This window comes from Sorangium sp. So ce119, assembly GCF_051524405.1.
Taxonomy (GTDB): domain Bacteria; phylum Myxococcota_A; class Polyangia; order Polyangiales; family Polyangiaceae; genus Sorangium; species Sorangium cellulosum_G.
The window spans coordinates 2,343,904-2,360,287 of record NZ_CP150310.1 but is presented as its reverse complement, the minus strand read 5'-3'; the positions used below and the strand labels follow the sequence as shown (position 1 = coordinate 2,360,287).

Here is a 16,384-nt window from a genome sequence, read left to right as displayed (position 1 = left end):
GACTCCCATCATCGCTCCTCCAGCTTGGTCCCCGCCGTGAACGCCTCCGCGAGGCGCGCCTCGGCGGTGCGCGCCTTCCATGTCTCGGCCTGGTACAGGTTGGCGCCGCGCAGGTCGGCCCCCTCGAGGTCGGCGCCGTCGAAGGCAGCGCGCATCAGGTTCGCCTGGCGCAGGCGCGCGCCGCGGAGCCGCGCCTTGCGGAAGCGGCCGTCGACGAGGTCGGCGGCGTCGAAGACGGCCCCGTCGAGCGTCGCCCGGGTGAAGCTCGCCTCCCGGAGCGCCGCGCCCGCGAAGACGGCCTCGGTGAGGTCGGCGCCCTCCCACACGGAGCCCGGGCCGCTCGCGCGGCGGAACGAGCCGCTCCGGAGCACCACGTCGTCGGCGCGGAGGTCGGCGAGCGAGGCCCCATCGAGGGTGACGCGCGTTCCCGTCGCACCGTAAATCTTCACATCGTCGAGCGTCGCGTCGCGGAAGCTCGCCCCGTCGATGGCGGCCTGCATCATCTCGGCGCCCGTGAGGTCCGCGCGGTCGAAGCAGGCCCCCGTGAGCGTGGCCCCGGCGAAGCTGGCGCCGGGCGCCCGGATGCCCTCGAAGGCGGCGCCCGCGCAGCGTGCCGCCCCCGCCGCCGCGAGCTCCAGGACGGCGCCGGCGAGGCGCGCGGCCTCGAGGTTGGCGCCGGTGAGGTCGGCCCGGGTGAGGTCGGCGCCATCGAAGCGCGCGCCCTCGGCGTCGGCCTCGGCGAGGACGGCCTCGACGAGCCGCGCGCCGTCCAGGCGGGCGCCCCGGAGGTTCGCCCGCTTCAGGATGACGCCGCTCAGGTCGGCCCCGGCGAGGTCCGCGCCGGAGAGGTCGATGCCGGTCAGATCCACGCCGGCGAGCGGCTCGCCAAGGCGGAGGAGCTCGAGGACCGCGTCGCGTCCGGCAGGCGGCGGCGCCTCCACGGGATCGGCGGGCGCTGCCTCGCGCGGCGGGGCGTCGCCTTCCGCCGGCGCTGCCGCCGCCGCCGGCTCCGCGGCGGCCTCCGCGGCCGCCCCGGCCACCGCCGCCGCCGCGGCCGCGCCGCCCCCGACCGCGGCGCGCCGCCGCGCGCGCGCCTGGGCGAGCGCCTCGGCGATGCGCGCGTCGAGGGCCGAGTCGCCCTCCTCGGCCGCAGTGTCGTTCGCCGCCCCCTCCTCGCCCGCGGCCGGCGCCTCGGCCGCCTCGCGCGCCGCCAGCTCCGCGAAGAAGCGCGCCCGCGCGTCGCGCTTCGCCGTCGGCTCGCTCTTCGCCCCGCCCTTCGCCATCGGCTCGCTCACGACGAACAGCGACGCGATCTCGGAGGCGTCCTCGTCGGCGACGTCGAGCAGGCCCCGCCAGACCAGCACGAGCCGGAGCGCGTCGGCGTCGAACCACACGGTGTCGAGCCGCATCGGCACCTCGGAGAACCCGCCGCCGGCCTTCTCCGTGGCCTGCTTGAACACGCGCACGCGCAGCTCGGGCAATCGCCCGCGGACGACCTCACCCTCCGGGCGCACGGACCAGAGCTCGAAGGGCTCGTCTCCCCGCGGATAGGCGATCTGCTGCTCGGCGGGGGCGGCGTTGAAGAACGTCCAGTCGAAGTCGTCGGGAAAGAACGGCCAGCGCGTCTTCCTCCAGCGATCGCCGTAAGAGCCGATCTTCTTGAGTCGATCGCTCCACGTCGCCGCGATCGGCGCGAAGCACGCGGGAGAGGGCCTGTCGCCCGACGAGCGGATCAGCCTGTCCGGCTGCTCGAGCGACGGCAGCGCGCCGCCCGCCCGCGCGCCGTGCCCGGTCCCCACGGGGTTCGCGCCATACCCGGCGCCGCCGAAGGCGCTCTCGAAGCGGAGCGGGATGCGGTCCCACGGCTCGGGCGCGGTGGGCGCGCCGAGCGCGTCCCAGCGGCGCGGGCCGATGGCCGCGACGGAGCGGTCGAGCGCGTCGCCGAGGCGCAGCCGGACGAGCGCCGCGGCGTCGCCGGCGCTCGCGCGGTGCGCGTGCCCGACCAGCAGGACGTCGGCCTTCGGCTTGAAGATCGCGAAATCGGACGGGTAGCGGAGGCTCTTCTCGGGGTCGTCGTCGACGTGGACGTCGCCGCCGGGGAGCTCCTGCTCGGCCGCGATCGCCGCCGGCGCCCCGGGCACGAGGTCGAAGGTGCCCTTGACCACGACGGTGAGCGAGTCCCTCGGCGGCCGGGCCTGCCACGGGACGGTGAACGCGGCGAACGGGGTGAGGTTCAGGATCGGGACGTGCTCGGTCGCCCTCGCGGGCGGCGGCAGGTCGGGCGAGCCGGCGAGATCCTCGCTTGTCGGCTTCGACGGCTCCGGCTCCGGCAGCGGGAGCGTGGCCGTGGGCAGCGGCGCGCCGCCGTGCGCCGCGATGTGCGCGGCCATTGCGGGGAACGCCTGCCGGAGGGCCTCGAGCGAGACCTCGGCCGGGGCCCGCGCGCCCTCGGCCTGCGCCGCAGGCGGCGGCGCGAGCGGGAACGGCGCGTCCTCCTGGCGGGCGCCGCGCAGCACGTCCTGCAGGTTGAACTCGCGCGTCTCGACGAGCACCGGAGGCTGCCCGGACGCCCGCGACGCCGGCGGGGCGCCCGCGCCGCCGGCCGCCTCCGCGGCGCCGGGCCTCGCCGCGGAGGCCGCGCCCGCGCCTCCCGGCGCCTCCGTCGCGCCGGGTCTCGCCCCAGCGGCCTCCGTCGCGCCGGGCCTCGCCCCGGGGGCCTCCGGGGCGACGGCGCCGGGCGGCGCCGGGTCGAACGCCAGGAGCGCCTCGGCGAACGCGGCGGGATCCAGGGGGCGCGTCTGCGTCAGGTCGAGCGACGGGCGGCCCGGCTCCGCGCCCGCGCCGCGCGCGGCCCACTCCTCGGCGCTCATGCCGCGGGCAGCCGACGGATCCGGCTCGGAGATCGGGAGCGACGGCCGCGCGACGGCAGGCGGCCTCACGCCCTCCGGCAGCGGCGCCGTCGTCGCGCCCACCGGCGGCGCCGCCGCGGCGGCTGGCTCGGGCGCGGGCCACGCCACGCGCTCGCCGGGGAGCGCGAGCGTCACCAGGACGCTGCCGCGCTCGACCATCTCCAGGGCGCGCTCGGCGACGGCCAGGGACGCGCGCCACGTCAGGGTGCACCGGAGCGCGTCGGCGTCGATCCAGAGCGTGTCGCAGCGGACGGTGAGCTCGACGCCGGCGGGGTCGACGAGGCGCGGGGCGCGGAGGAGCACGCGCGCCCTCAGCCCGGGCAGGCGAGAGCGCACCTGAGCGGCCGTGGGGTGGAGGCCTTCGAGCAGGATCCACTCGTCCCCTCGGAGATAGGGTATCTGCTGGTCGCGCGGGGCAGCGTTGAAGTAGCCCCAGTCCATGGCGGTCGGCAGCTCTGGCACGGGCAGCAGGAGCTTCGCGGGATCCCACGCGCCGAGCGCGCGCCGCCGCTGGGGCCAGGCGCTGGAGAGGGGCCCGAAGCCGTCGGGGGTGTCCGGCGCGGCGGGGTTCAGGAGGCTCGGCAGCCGGAGGTCGGCGGGGTCGGCCCCCCTGCCGACGGGGTTCTCGGGGCAGCGGGCGCCGCCGAAGGCGAGCTCGTAGCGCACGGGCAGCCGGGAGAACGGGGTCGGCGTCGTCGCCTGGCCGGTCGCCGGATCGCGCTGCCGCTCGCCCACGACCTGGAGCCGCTTGTCGACCGCGGGCACCTGCCCTTGCGCATCGAAGACCGCGAGGCGCACCCACCGGTGGCTCACGTGCTGGCCCAGCGGGGCGTACGCGCTGCCGGTGAGCAGGACGTCCGCGCGCGGCTTGTGCGGCACGGCGTCCGAGGCGACATAGAGGCTCCGCCCCGCGTTCTGCTCGTGGAAGACGTCGTGGAAGAGCGGCAGCGGCGCGGCCAGCGCGGCGACGTCGTCGGGCGAGAGCTGGAAGGTCGCCTTCACGGCGACGGTGACACACGGGCCGTTCGCCGTTCGCCAGAGCAACGTCGACGCTGCCAGGGGGCACAGGGAGATGAGCTGCATGGGCGGCGCGCCACCCTAGCCGAGGCTGGTTCCTTGATGGGAGAAGAATTTGAACCACAGAGGCACAGAGGGCACAGAGGGAGAGAGAAGAGAGAGACAGAGAAGAGAGAATATTTTATCTTTCTCTCTTCTCTCCCTCTGTGCCCTCTGTGCCTCTGGGGTTCATTCTCTCATGATCAAGAGAAGAACCTGGGCCACCCGGTACGAGGTCCCTCGCCGTCACGCCACGGCGAAGCCGGCGCTCACCAGGTCCTGCGGTCGAGACGACGCGCCGATGTGGACGCGGAAATCCCCCGGCTCCACCACGCGGCGCCCCTCGGCGTCGAGCAGGGAGAGCTCCGAGGCGGGGACGTCGAAGCGCACCGTGCGCGCCTCGCCCGGGGCGAGGGTCAGGCGGCGGAACGCCTTGAGCTCCTTCAGCGCCCACGTGGACGACGTCACGAGATCCTCGATGTAGAGCTGGACGATCTCGACGCCCTCGCGCCCGCCCGTATTGGTGACCGTCACCTCGAAGGAGGCCGTGCCGTCCCGCGCCACGCTGGGCGTCAGGACCTTCAGGTCGGCATACGCGAAGCGCGTGTAGCTCAGGCCGAAGCCGAAGGCGAACGCCGGCTCCTGCGTGAGGTCGGCGTAACGGCTCCCGTGCTGGCCGCGGGCCTGGTTGTAGAACACCGGCTGCTGGCCCACGTGATAGGGGAACGAGATCGTCAGCTTGCCAGAGGGGTTGAGCTGCCCGAAGAGCGCCTCGGCCACCGCCCGCCCGCCCATCATCCCCGGGTTGAACGCCTCGAAGATGGCCGCCGCGCCGAGCACCGAGCGCGGCAGGACCAGCGGCTTGCTGTTGACCAGGACCACCACCGTGGGCACCCCCGCCCGGGCGATCGCGTCCGCCAGGGCCCGCTGCCCGCCCATCAGCTCGAGCGTCGCCGTGCTCTTCGTCTCGCCGATGAACTCGATGCGATCGCCGACGACGAGGACCACCACGTCGGCGCCCCGCGCCAGCTCGACCGCCGCCGCGATGCCCGACTCGTCCTCGCTGACCACCGAACAGCCTGCGGCGTGGACCACCTCGCACCCCGCGGGCGCGAGCTCCCGTATCCCGTCCACGATCGTCACGATGCTCGAGCGCGGGTGCTGAGGGCCGTTGCCGCCGCTCATCTGGCCCGACCCGAGCGACCAGTCGCCGAGCTGGGCGATCGGGTCGTCCGCGTTGGGGCCGATCACCGCGATCCGCCGGAGCGGCGCCGCGCCGGCCGCGAGCGGCAAGAGGCCGTCGTTCTTGAGCAGCACCAGCGACGCCCGCGCCACCTCCAGGTTCAGATCCCGGTGGGCCGCGCACCCGATGACCTCCTTGATCCGCCGCTCGCTGCTGTACCCGGGGTCCTCGAAGAGCCCCAGCGAGAACTTGAGCGAGAGGACGCGCCGCACCACCGCGTCGATCTCCGGCTCGGCCAGGAGCCCGCGGCGCACCGCCTCCTGGGCCCCCTCGTAGAACTGCGGGGTCGCCATCATCAGATCGTTGCCGCTGCGGACCGCCACCGCGGCCGCCTCGGCCATGTCCTTGCAGACCTTCTGATCGAGCACGAGGTTGGCCACGTTGTTCCAGTCGGTCACGACGATGCCCTTGAAGCCCCACTCCTCCTTGAGCACCTCGGTGAGGAGCCAGCGGTTCGCGGTGGCCGGGATCCCGTCCATCGACTGATATCCCGTCATGAACGCCATGCAGCCGCTCTGCGCGGCCCGCTCGAAGGGCGGCAAGAAATACGAGCGCAGGTAACGACGCGAGATGTTCGCCTCCGAGGCGTCGCGGCCGCCCAGCGTCTCCGAATACCCCGCGTAGTGCTTGGCCGTGGCCAGCACCGCGTCCGGATCGTCGAGGCCCTTGCCCTGATAGCCCTTGACCATCGCGCAGGCGAGCTCGCCGATCAGGTAGGGATCCTCGCCGAAGGTCTCCCCCACCCTGCCCCAGCGGAGATCGCGCGTGAGGCACAGGACCGGAGAGAACGTCCACTTGAGCCCGGTCGCCCGCATCTCGACGGCGGTCACCCGCGCGACCTGCTCCAGCAGCCCCGGGTCCCAGCTGCACGCCATGCCGAGCTGCGTGGGGAAGATCGTGGCGCCCGCCCAGAAGGAGTGGCCGTGAATCCCGTCGTCGGCCATCAGCACCGGAATGCCGAGCCGCGTGCCGAGCGCGCGCCGTATCGCCGCGTCCGCGTCCTTGCCGTTGCAGTGCAGCAGACTGCCGACCTTCATGCGCCCGATCGCGTCCTCGAGATCTCCCTGGGCGTCGAGCTGCATGAGCTGTCCCACCTTCTCGTCCAGGGTCATCCGACTCAGGAGGTCTTCCACCCGCCTGTCCACGGGCTGCCGGGCATCTCTGTAGAGGGGAGCGTCGTTCATGAGTTCTCCTGAGCGGGATGAGGCGCGCACGATAACAGGTCCGTCCACCGTCGCAAGACCGGGCCTCCCGCCGCGTTGGCTCGGGAGACGTCGATCACGCGCGATGAACCGACAGGCGATCTGCGCGCCGCGCGCGCTCGACTCCCCCTCACGCGGCCGCGAGCTTGCTCGCCGCCTCGCCCATCACCGCCTCGGCCGCGGCGAGCTCGCTCCACCCGCGCCCCTCGGGGAACCCGCGGAGCGCGCGCGCCAGCGCGTCGTGGATCTCGCCGTACCGCCCCTCGCCCTCGATCAGACGCGCGAGGTGGAGCGACGCGCGCAGCTCGGGCGACCGCGCGCCCTGGCCCCGCGCGAGCTCGATCGCCTCCCGGTAGCTGCGCTCGGCCGCGCGCTCTTCCCCCAGCCCGCGCAGGCAGTCGCCCTTCAGGCGGTGGAGCTCCGCGACGCAGCGGCGCTCCTGGACCACCCCCGCCGCGGCGAGGCACCGGTCGATCCGCGCCAGCGCCGCGTCGAAGCGGCCGAGATCCATCTCCGACTCCGCGGCGAGCGAGCCCCAGCGCGGATAGGGCTGCCCCATGCCGGCCGCGCGCATGTCCGCGAGCAGCCGATCCGCGCCCTCCACGTCCCGCTCGATCCACGCCCGCAGCAGCCCGCCGAACGTCAGCCACTGCGTCAGCCCGAGGGGCTCGGCGAGCCCGAAGAGCCGCTGCGCCGCGCTCGCGATCGCGTCGCGGTCTCGCCGGCAGTGATGCACCATGGCCGCGTGGACGAGCTGGTGGCAGGTGGTGCCCACGTCCTGCAGCGCCCCGGCGGCCTCGTCGGCGCTCCTCAGCCACGCCGCCGAGCGCTCCAGGTACCCCTTCGACCAGAGGACCGCCGCGAGCGCGACCTGGGCGCCGACCGCGAGATCGACGCCGAACACGCGCGCGGACCCGCGGTGCTGCGCCGGGTCGTACAGCGCGACCGCCCGCTCCAGGGCAGCCTGCGCCTCGTCGAGCCGCGCGGCGATCAGGAGCGACCGCCCCAGCGCCAGGTGCGCCGCGATCGCGTGCTGCGCGTCGCCGGCGCGCTCGCTCAGGGCGACGTACTGCTGCGCCAGCGCGTGCGCCTGCTCGGCGTCGCCCCGCTTCCAGCGGTGGTTGAACCGCGCCCACAGCATCGCGAGGGCGTGCGACCCGTCGCCGACGCGCTCGATGAGCTGCTGAGAGCGCCGCACCGCCGAGTCGACCTCCTCCGCCGCGAAGCTCCGGATCGACGCCACGGCGGCGATCGTGATCTGGTTGAGATCGAGCTCCACCTCGGCGCGCTCGCGCGGCTCCTCGAGGGCGTCCAGCCAGGAGATCGCCTGGAACGCCGCCGCGAGCGCCTCCGCGTTCATCGATCGGTGGAGCGCGCGGCGCGCCGCCGCCCGGCCGTAGGCGATCGCCTCCCGCTTCTGCTCCGCCCTCGCGTGGTGCATCGCGAGGAGCCCCGGCCGCTCCGCGGCGATCTCGGGGAAGCGCTCCTCCAGCGCCCGCGCGATGCGCGCGTGCGCGCGCTGGCGCGCCCGCCTCGGCAGCGACTCGTACGCCGCGTCCCGGAGCAGGACATGCCGGAAGACGTAGGTCGACTGCCGCGCCCGACGCCTCAGGAACAGGATGTCCGCGGCGACGAGCCGGTCGAGATCCTCCTGGACCGCGGCCTCGTCGAGCGCGCTGATCTCGGCCAGCAGCTTCGCGCTGAACTCGCGCCCCAGCGCCGAGGCGAGCTGCGCCGTCTCCCGCGCGCGCCCCAGCCGGTCCAGGCGCGCCGTGAGCGACGCCCGGAGCGGCGTCGGGATCGACAGCGCGCACGACGGGCGCTCGGTCATCAGCGGCCCCAGCGCCGCGCGCTCGTCCACCGACGCGCCCGACTCGATCACCGCGCGCGTGAGCTCCTCGACGAAGAGCGGCACGCCCTCGGCCTGCTCGATCACCCGCTCGACGACCCGGGGCGGGAGCTCCTTCCCCGCGGCGATGCTGGCGATCAGCGCCGCGACCTGGCCGCTCTCCAGGGCGCTGAGCTGGATCTGCAGCGTGCCCGCCAGCGGCCACGGCGGTGAGAACTCGGGCCGCGCCGTGAGCAGCACGCAGACGCGGGCCGCCGCCACCTCGGGCAGGAGCCGCGTCAGGAGCTCGAGCGTCGTCGGGTCCGCCCACTGGAGATCCTCGACCAGGAACAGCACCGGCCGCCGCTCCGCCATCTCGATCAGCAGCGAGACGAGCGCGCCCAGCGTCAGCTTCTTCCGGCGCCGCGGGCCCAGGTCGAGCGGCGCGGGGTCGTCGCCCGCCGGGATCGAGAGCAGCGACGCGAGCAGCGGCATCGTGTCGCTCAGCCGGAAGCCGTACGCCGTGAGCAGCGCCCGCAGCTTGCCGGCCTTCTCCTCGGGCGTCTGGCGCTCGTCGATGTCGGCGAGCTGCTCGAGCGCCTCGATGATCGGACGGAGCGCGCTGCTGCGGTTCTCGGGCGCGCAGCGGCACTCGATCCAGAAGTGCGGCTCCCCGCGGATCTCGCGGTAGAGCTCCGCCGAAAGGCGCGACTTGCCGATCCCCGGCTGCCCGGTGATGAGCACGCTCTGCCCGGACCCCTCCCGGGCGCGGCGCCAGCGCTGCGAGAGCAGCGCGAGCTCGTGCGTCCGCCCGATCATCGGCAGCGCGGCGACGCGCGGCTCGATCGACGGGCGCTCGGCCGCGACGCGGTGGACCTCGACCTGCCCGGCGCCGCCGCCGAGCTGGCAGGCCCCCAGCGGCTCCGTCACGAACCGGTCGCGGAGCAGGCGGCGCGTGTCGCCGCTGAGGAGGACGGCCCCCGGCTGCGCGAGCCCGCTCAGGTGCGCGGCGACGCTCGCCGTCGTCCCCACGCACGCCCCCGAGCCGCCGGCGCTCGTCTCTCCGCCCTCGGGGACGTTCACGAGCCCCGTGTGCGCGCCGATCCTGACCTGCGGGCCGAGCCGCCGCCCGGCCTCGATGAGGTGGCCCAGCTCGCCGATCCTCGCCGCGATCTCCAGCGCCGCGCGCGCCGCGCGCTCGGCGTCGTCCTCGCCCGTGACCGGGTGGCCGAAGCAGAGGAGCACCCGCTCGCCCAGCGCGCCGGCGACCGTCCCCTGGAAGCGCCGGGCGACCTCGAAGCAGATCTCCTGCTGCGCGCGGAGCAGCTCGTCCCGCTCCTCGACGTCGCAGCAGTCCCGCTCGGGCGCCGACACCTGCAGCCAGCAGCACACCGCCGTGAGCAGCCGGCGCTGCCCCGTTCCTTCGCCCGGGAGGCGCGGCGGCGCGGGCGGCGCGCGGCGGTCATCGTACGCCGTCGCCGCCTCCGGAGCCGGGCGGGCCGCGGCGCCCGGCCCGGGCTCCGGCCCGGCGCGCAGCCCCCGCGGGAGGTCGCTCAGGTCGCACGCCTCGAGCTCCCTCAGCAGGCCCTCGGCGGTCACCTGGCGCGCCTCGACCTTCTTGGTGAGCGCGCGCGACAGGAGCCGGCCGACGGGGTGGCGGAGCAGCGCGGCGGGCACCGGGATCGGCTCGGGGTCGAGCTGCATGGACACCACCTCCGCCACCCGCCGCCCGGAGAAGACCGGCTGTCCCGTGATGCACTCCAGGAAGACGAGCCCCCACGAGAAGAGGTCGGCGCGCGGCGTGGCGACGCCCCCCTGGAGCTGCTCGGGCGCCGCGTACGCCGGGGTCCCCAGCAGCTCGTCGTCGCCCGTCAGGGTGACCTCGCCCGCGGCCTCGACGTCCTCGGCGATCGCGCCGATGCCGAAGTCGAGCACGAGCGCGTTCCGCCGCGCCCCCGTGGGCATGATCATGATGTTGGACGGCTTCAGGTCCCGGTGCGTGATCCCCTGGGCGTGCGCGGCCGCGAGCGCGTCGAGGACCTGCAGCATGAGGTGGCGCGCCTCCTGCGGATCGAGCGCCCCCTCCTCGCGCAGGACCTCCCTGAGGTTCTTTCCGGGGACGAACTCGAACACAAGGTAGATCTGCCCGTCGTCCGTGCGCCCGGAGTCGACGAGACCGACGATGTTCGTGTGGTGCAGGCGCGCGCACAGCCGCATCTCCCGCTGGAAGCGCGCGACGCGCTTCGAGGCCGCCCCCTCGCGGGCGCCGGGCTTCAGGACCTTGACCGCGACCATCTGGCCCGTCGCGACCTGGCGCGCCTGGAACACGGTGCCGAACCCCCCGGCGCCGATCCTGGACAGGATCTCGTAATGGCCCTGGAGGCGGGCGCCTCGGATCAGCTTGTCCTCACCGCGGCTGCTCATGGCGCACTCCGGTGGCTGGAGCTGGCGACGCCGCGCCGGCGCGCGCCTCGGCCTTCAGGCGACCATCCGGAAGCTCGAGAGCGGCATGCCGTACACCCGCTGCGACCCCTGCACGTCGAGCTCGGTGATCCTGAGATCGCGGCTCCCGACGTCGCCGCAGTAATAGTGCATCACCGACCGGGGATCATAGGCCGTGAGATCGAGCGTCTGCGACGCGTCCTCCCTCGGGCAGACGGGCGGGGCGCCGCTCCGGATGTGCTCGTGGCGGAAGCCGAGGACGTGGCCCAGCTCGTGCCGGAGCACGCCGACGGGGTCGAACCCGAGCGAGGGAGAGAAATACGAAGGATCGATGAGGACCTGCCGCCTCGAGGCCGGCTCGTGCGGGAAGAAGGCCGCGGCGATGAACCTCCCGCCGGCGTTGAAGCGCCGCACCGGGAACACGACCTCTTCGGGGCGGCCGTCGCGCCCGTCGAGCTCGGCGACGTGGCGGAACGAGACGCCGCACGTCGCCTCCCAGTCGCGCGTGGCCGCGAGCATGTTGGCGCGCGCCGTCGCGTACTCGCCCTCGTCCCGGAAGGTCGACCTGAGCACGCAATACGTGATCACGAACCCGGGAGGCCAGCGCACCAGCTTGCCGTCTTGCAGGACGCCGATCAGCCCCTCTCCCTCGGGGCCGGCGGGCACGTTCGGCGGCTCCACGTTGGCGGCGCGAGGCACGTAGTCGGCGAGCTGCCCCTCGTCCAGCAGGAGGTCGCCCTCCGCGACATACATCGGCTTCCCATCGAGCTCGAACGTCGGGAGCCTCGTCTTGAGCTCCTCGACCTTCTGTGCGGTGACCGGATCGGTGATGGCCATGGCGATGTCTCCTCGGCCAGGAGCGCCCTGGCCCCTGGGTGGTTGTTCTGGATCGGATCGCGTCGCGCCGCGGATCACCTCCTGGAGGTGCCCGGGCAATTCAAGGAAGAGCGCGCGGCTGAGCGGGTCGGCGCCCTCGGGCGCGGCGCCGCGGGCGAGCGCGTCGACGAGCAGATCCTCGCGCGAGCCGAGCGTGTCTCCCCGCACCAGGTAGTGCGTCCGGCCGTCGAGCTCGACGCGATACAGCTCCTCGACGCGGCGGAAGATCGCGGACCGGTCGAGGAGCGCCAGCAGCTCCGGGTGCGCCTCGAGCAGCGGTGGCCGACGGTCCTCCGGCCCGGTCGGTCCCCTGCCGATCTCTGCGCTGCGCGGCCTCATGGCAAAGCCACCACGATCGCATTATTCCACCCACACAAGAATATCTTCGGGTCGGACGCGAGGGCGTCAACCCGTAGTTCGTAGACGGCGGGGAACATGCCGGGCAGCGTCAGATCGGCCTCGAACAGCGGGCCGGCGCCGAGCGTCACCGGCTCTCCGGCGGGGCTGGACGCGAAGAACCGCACCTCGCCCGGCTGATCGAGCGCGAAGTACGCGCGCAGCCCGGCGGCCTTGAGCGCCGCCCCCGGCCGGGCGGCGCGCGGCGCGATCGCCTCGGCGAACGACAGCCGGCCTTCCAGGCGCGACACCGTGAGCGAGCCCGTGAGCTGCACGGACACCTGCACGGTGTCGCCGGGCTTCGCCTCGGCCCGCGTGGGCCACACGAGGGAGGCGCCCCGCTCCCGCCGGCGGTCGAGGAACGCCGACTCCACGGTGTCGAGCATGACGCTCGAGAACTGCCGGGTCTCCGGGGGCAGCGTGGCGGGCAGCTCGCTCAGCGTCTTCCAGACCTTGTCGCGGAGCTCCTGCTCGTGCTCGTCGAGCGGGTCGTAGGCGGTCGGCGCGGTGCACAGGAAGTCGAACAGCGGCTCGGTGCCGGGCGCGCGGAAGAGGACGGGCGCCGACCAGCTCGGCGGATAGATCTTCTGCGCGAACATCTCCTCGCGGCCCGCCCGCACGGCGCGCTCGACGTCGCCGGGGCTCTGCTTGAGCAGGCTGAGGACGAACGCCTGGAGGAAGCGCTCGGCGTCCGTCGTCTCCAGCCGGTGGCGCATCCCGATCGCGCACTGCACGCCGGACTCGCCGTGGATGAGCGCGTGCGCCACGCTCTGGCTGCCGCGCATCCACTGCGGGAGCCGCTCGCGCAGCACCTCGCTCCCCGCCGTCAGGCAGCCCGCGAGCACCACGACCGGCACCGGGCGGTTCATGAACTCGCTCCGGATCTGGTCGGCGCGGATCGGGTTGGCGAACTCGCTGCCGTCGAGCTCGAACAGGAGGACGCCGATCGGGGGGAACCCCTCGAACCCGACGTCCTGCAGGTCGCCGTGCCCGAGGTAAACGAGGAGGTTATAGCTCGCGTTGCGCAGCTCGGCGCGGAGGGCGTCGTAGGTGACGGGCCTGCCCGCGCCGCCCTCGCTGGTCAGCACGGCGACCTCCACCACCTCGGCGAGCCCGCACCCGCGCGCGATCGAGAGGACGCGATCGCGCAGGGGCAGCGCGGGCGGCACGCACCCGCCGAGGTCCTTCGGGTTCGTGCGGACGATCAGCACGCGGAAGGGCCAGCCCCAGCGCATCGTCGGCGGAATCGCCGCCGCGCGGTGGCGCTTCTGCGTGTGGACGATCCCCCGCACGCTCGGGTGCAGCGCCAGCCGGTCGGCGTCGAGCTTGAGCAGCTCGAAGGGGACGTCGCTCAGGTGCGGGAGCACCGCCGGGTGCGGCCGGAAGACGATCCGGAACGGCTGGGTCGCCGCGTTCACCGCCGTGCCCAGGTGGCCGCGGAGGTCGTTCTGGAGGAGCCAGCCGGTGACCAGATCGGCCATGGACTCGGTCATCTGCTCCGACCCGTAGCCGCTCCGCAGCTCGTCGAGCTCCGCGGGTGGGAAGCTCGGAAAGGGCCGCTCCAGCTCGTCCTCGATCGGCGCGAGGTTGCGCGCGTGGACGCACAGCCGCAGGCGAGAGCCCCCGCCGGGCTCGATGTCCACCACGAACTCGGGGTTCCTCATGTCTCCTCGGTCAGCGATTGCTCGAGCGCCTCGTCGAGGCCGGCCTGCCGCTGGCTCTCGCGCTCGATGAGCGCCTTGCCGGGGAACTCGAGCCCGAGCGACGCGTAGCGCGCCTCCAGCGTCCTCGCCGCGTCGAGCAGATCGCGGGAGCACGAGAGATCGGCGGTCACCTGCGCGGGCGTGAGCGGCACGTCCCCGGCGGGGGTCTGGCCCGCGCCGGACGTCGGCCACGCGGGGGAGCGCCGCGTGTCGTCGTCTTGCCGGGTGAACTGCCGGCCGAAGCGGTGCCGGAGGAACAGGACGACGGGCGTCATCAGGGGGCGCTCCGACGCGCTCATCATCGCGTCCTCCACGTCGAGCGCCGCCGCGAGCCGCTGGTAGAACGCGCGCCAGAACTCGCGGGAGACGCGGGGGTGCATGGGGCCGAGCTGCGCGGCGATCGTGGGGCAGCCGGCGCTGTCGTGGCAGAAGCGCGCGAAGGCGTGGTGGACGGTGGGCATGCCGCCGTGGCCGACGCGGGGGATCTCCGGGGGGGTGAGCGAGAGGATCGTGACGTTCGACCCGCGCAGCATGGCGGAGAGCTCCAGCGGCGAGAGCGTGTCCTCCTCGTCCCCCGAGAACTCGAGCAGGCCCTCGAGGCCGAGCGGCGCCGCGCCGTCGGCCACCACGTGGAGCACCTCGAAGCCCGCGCGGATCGCCACGGAGAGCGCCTTGCGCGCGTCGTCCTCCTCGATCCAGGCGACCTCGATCCCGGGGCCGAGGTCCTCCAGCGCGTCGGCGAGCGCGGCCGGCGCGCCGCCGGTCGGGTCGACAACGGCGACGCGCAGCGGCTGCTCTGGCCGCAGCGGGAGCGGCGGCACGACCCTCCCCGGATCGCCCCGCACGATCGAGAGGCAGGGCGGGCGGCGCTCGCCGAGGAAGAGGATCTCCCAGGGCAGGTCCTCGAGCTCGGGCGACTCGGGCGACCACCAGATGCGCAGCCGCTGGGGCGCGCGCGGCCGGAGCCGCAAGAGCGCCCGGAGGCCGCGGGAGATCGACCCGGCGACGCGGCGCCGCAGCTCGAGCAGGGCCTCCTCGCCGCCGTAGAAGCTGCTCAGGTACTCGGCGTAGCTCAGCCAGTGGACGGCGATCTCCTCGTGCCCGATGAGCGGCAGCCCCCCCACCTCCGGCGCCGGCGGCGGCGCGACGCCCGGATCGGCCGCGCCGGGGTCGCCGAGCTCCAGGGAGGAGAGCGCGAGCTTCGTGTAGATCCACGCGTGGTAGCGCCGGCACACGCGGCCGCCGGTCGCCCGCGGCGCGGGCCTCCCCGCGGGGCAGAGCGGCGCGACGCGCACGAGGATCTCGTGGTACCGGGAGGGCGGCGCGGCCGTTGCCGGGGTCATGCGCCGTCTCCGGTGAAGTCGACCGATCGCGCGAGCCGCGCGTAGGACGACGCGCGCTGCGGGGACAGCGACGCCGCGCCCGCGAGCATCGGCGGCCGCGGGATCGCCGCGAAGAACTCCATCGCCCGCCGCTGGACGGCGCCGAGATCGGCCGGCGGCGGCTCCGAGGCGACCGCGAGCTGCGCCGCGATCGGCACGAGGCGGTAGGGGAAGTACGACGGCCTGTCCGGCGCGGGGCGGAGCGCGCCGCTCGCGAGGAAGCGCGCGAGCGGGGCCGCGCGCCGCACGTCGGCCGCGGCGTCCGGGTGGAGCTCGGCGAGCGCGCGGCCGCCGAGCGCGTCGAGCTTCGTCTCCAGGAACGTCCCCGCGATCGCGCCGAGGTCGTCGAGGAACGGCGCGACCCACGCCGGCGCGCGCAGCGCCCGCCATTCCCGATCTAGCCGGTCGGCCGCCTCGTCGAGCGGCGCGACCCCGAGCCGCCGCAGGAGCGCGGCGAGCAGCGGCACGCGGACCATCGGGTGCGGGTGCGGATCGAGCCTGTCGAGCTCCCCTTGCTGGCTCCCGGGCGCGACCACGAGGAGGAACGACGCGAGCGCCAGCGCGAGGCCGGCGTTGCCGAGCAGCACGCCGATCGCGTCGGCGAGGATCTCCCGGGTCCAGCCGAACCAGATCGCCTGTCGCTCCGACGGGATCTTCCCGTCCGTGCCGAGGAGCAGCGCCCGGGCCAGCTCGCTCGAGAGCGCGAGATCCTGATCGACGTTGTGGCCGACCTCGTGGCAGAGCGTGGACAGGAGCCAGGCGCACTCGGTCTGATCGGCCGGCAGGAGCACGATCGGGATGGGCAGCCGGAGATCGCGGTAGCTCCGGAGCGAGCTGCGGAGGACGCGCAGCGGGTTCTGGCGGCTCACGGCGACGGGCCCGTAGTGCGCCTCCAGGCAGACCAGCGGCGGCTCGCGCATCGCCTCGCGGGGGATGAGCCCCCAGTTGCGCGCCCGGTTCATGCACGCCTGGTAACAGTCGGCGGCCACGAGATCGGCCGCGTCGAGCGAGGGGGCGAGCGCCGGCAGCTCCCGCTGCGCGAGCGTCTGCGAGAAGACGCTCCACACCCCGTGCGCGCCCGCGATCTCGACGAGGAGCTTGCCGAAGCCGTCCGCGTAGTCGGTGTCGGACAGATCCGCGCCGAGCTGCTCCACGATCCAGCGCTGGCGCTGGATCAGCTCGTCCATGAGGATCTTCAGCGCGAGCACCTGGGTCGCGTGGATCCCGAAGCCGCGCGCGTTCTCCGCGGCGGCCGCCTCGAACCGCTCGACGTCGCGCGGGAGCACGTCGATGCGGCGCTGGAGCTCGGCGGTCGCCCTTGCACGCAGCGTGGACACGGCCCCTCCC

The 16,384-nt window shown here is 74.4% G+C and carries 7 protein-coding genes; all 7 read right to left on the bottom strand.

Annotation, left to right across the window (positions count from 1 at the left end):
* Positions 1 to 8: 8 nt before the first annotated feature.
* Positions 9 to 3,992, bottom strand: coding sequence for a DUF2169 domain-containing protein (locus WME76_RS09205; RefSeq protein ID WP_437959786.1), 3,984 nt, complete (start codon positions 3,990 to 3,992; stop codon positions 9 to 11).
* A gap of 219 nt (positions 3,993 to 4,211) precedes the next feature.
* Positions 4,212 to 6,392 carry a glycoside hydrolase family 3 N-terminal domain-containing protein gene (locus WME76_RS09200; protein ID WP_437959785.1) on the bottom strand — a complete coding sequence of 727 codons (2,181 nt, stop codon included), beginning with the start codon at positions 6,390 to 6,392 and terminating at the stop codon, positions 4,212 to 4,214.
* A 148-nt stretch (positions 6,393 to 6,540) separates the two neighbouring features.
* Complete coding sequence (locus WME76_RS09195; RefSeq protein WP_437959784.1) at positions 6,541 to 10,662, bottom strand: TOMM system kinase/cyclase fusion protein; 4,122 nt, start codon at positions 10,660 to 10,662, stop codon at positions 6,541 to 6,543.
* Positions 10,663 to 10,716: 54 nt separating this feature from the next.
* Positions 10,717 to 11,895, bottom strand: coding sequence for a hypothetical protein (locus tag WME76_RS09190; protein ID WP_437959783.1), 1,179 nt, complete (start codon positions 11,893 to 11,895; stop codon positions 10,717 to 10,719).
* On the bottom strand, positions 11,892 to 13,616 hold the full coding sequence (locus WME76_RS09185; protein WP_437959782.1) for a CHAT domain-containing protein: 1,725 nt from the start codon (positions 13,614 to 13,616) through the stop codon (positions 11,892 to 11,894). Before WME76_RS09185 ends, WME76_RS09190 begins: the two co-directional genes overlap by 4 nt.
* A complete protein-coding gene (locus tag WME76_RS09180) occupies positions 13,613 to 14,998 on the bottom strand; it encodes a hypothetical protein (RefSeq protein ID WP_437959781.1) in 1,386 nt (461 codons plus the stop codon). Before WME76_RS09180 ends, WME76_RS09185 begins: the two co-directional genes overlap by 4 nt.
* Positions 14,995 to 16,374 (bottom strand): hypothetical protein, encoded by a 1,380-nt coding sequence (locus WME76_RS09175; protein ID WP_437959780.1) that lies wholly within the window; start codon positions 16,372 to 16,374, stop codon positions 14,995 to 14,997. Before WME76_RS09175 ends, WME76_RS09180 begins: the two co-directional genes overlap by 4 nt.
* Positions 16,375 to 16,384: the final 10 nt, after the last annotated feature.

Bases quoted from the DNA above. Each gene is read 5' to 3' on its own strand.
- WME76_RS09180 (WP_437959781.1), bottom strand. From the start codon at position 14,998: ATGACCCCGGCAACGGCCGCGCCGCCCTCCCGGTACCACGAGATCCTC.
- WME76_RS09195 (WP_437959784.1), bottom strand. From the start codon at position 10,662: ATGAGCAGCCGCGGTGAGGACAAGCTGATCCGAGGCGCCCGCCTCCAG.
- WME76_RS09190 (WP_437959783.1), bottom strand. From the start codon at position 11,895: ATGAGGCCGCGCAGCGCAGAGATCGGCAGGGGACCGACCGGGCCGGAG.
- WME76_RS09185 (WP_437959782.1), bottom strand. From the start codon at position 13,616: ATGAGGAACCCCGAGTTCGTGGTGGACATCGAGCCCGGCGGGGGCTCT.
- WME76_RS09205 (WP_437959786.1), bottom strand. From the start codon at position 3,992: ATGCAGCTCATCTCCCTGTGCCCCCTGGCAGCGTCGACGTTGCTCTGG.
- WME76_RS09200 (WP_437959785.1), bottom strand. From the start codon at position 6,392: ATGAACGACGCTCCCCTCTACAGAGATGCCCGGCAGCCCGTGGACAGG.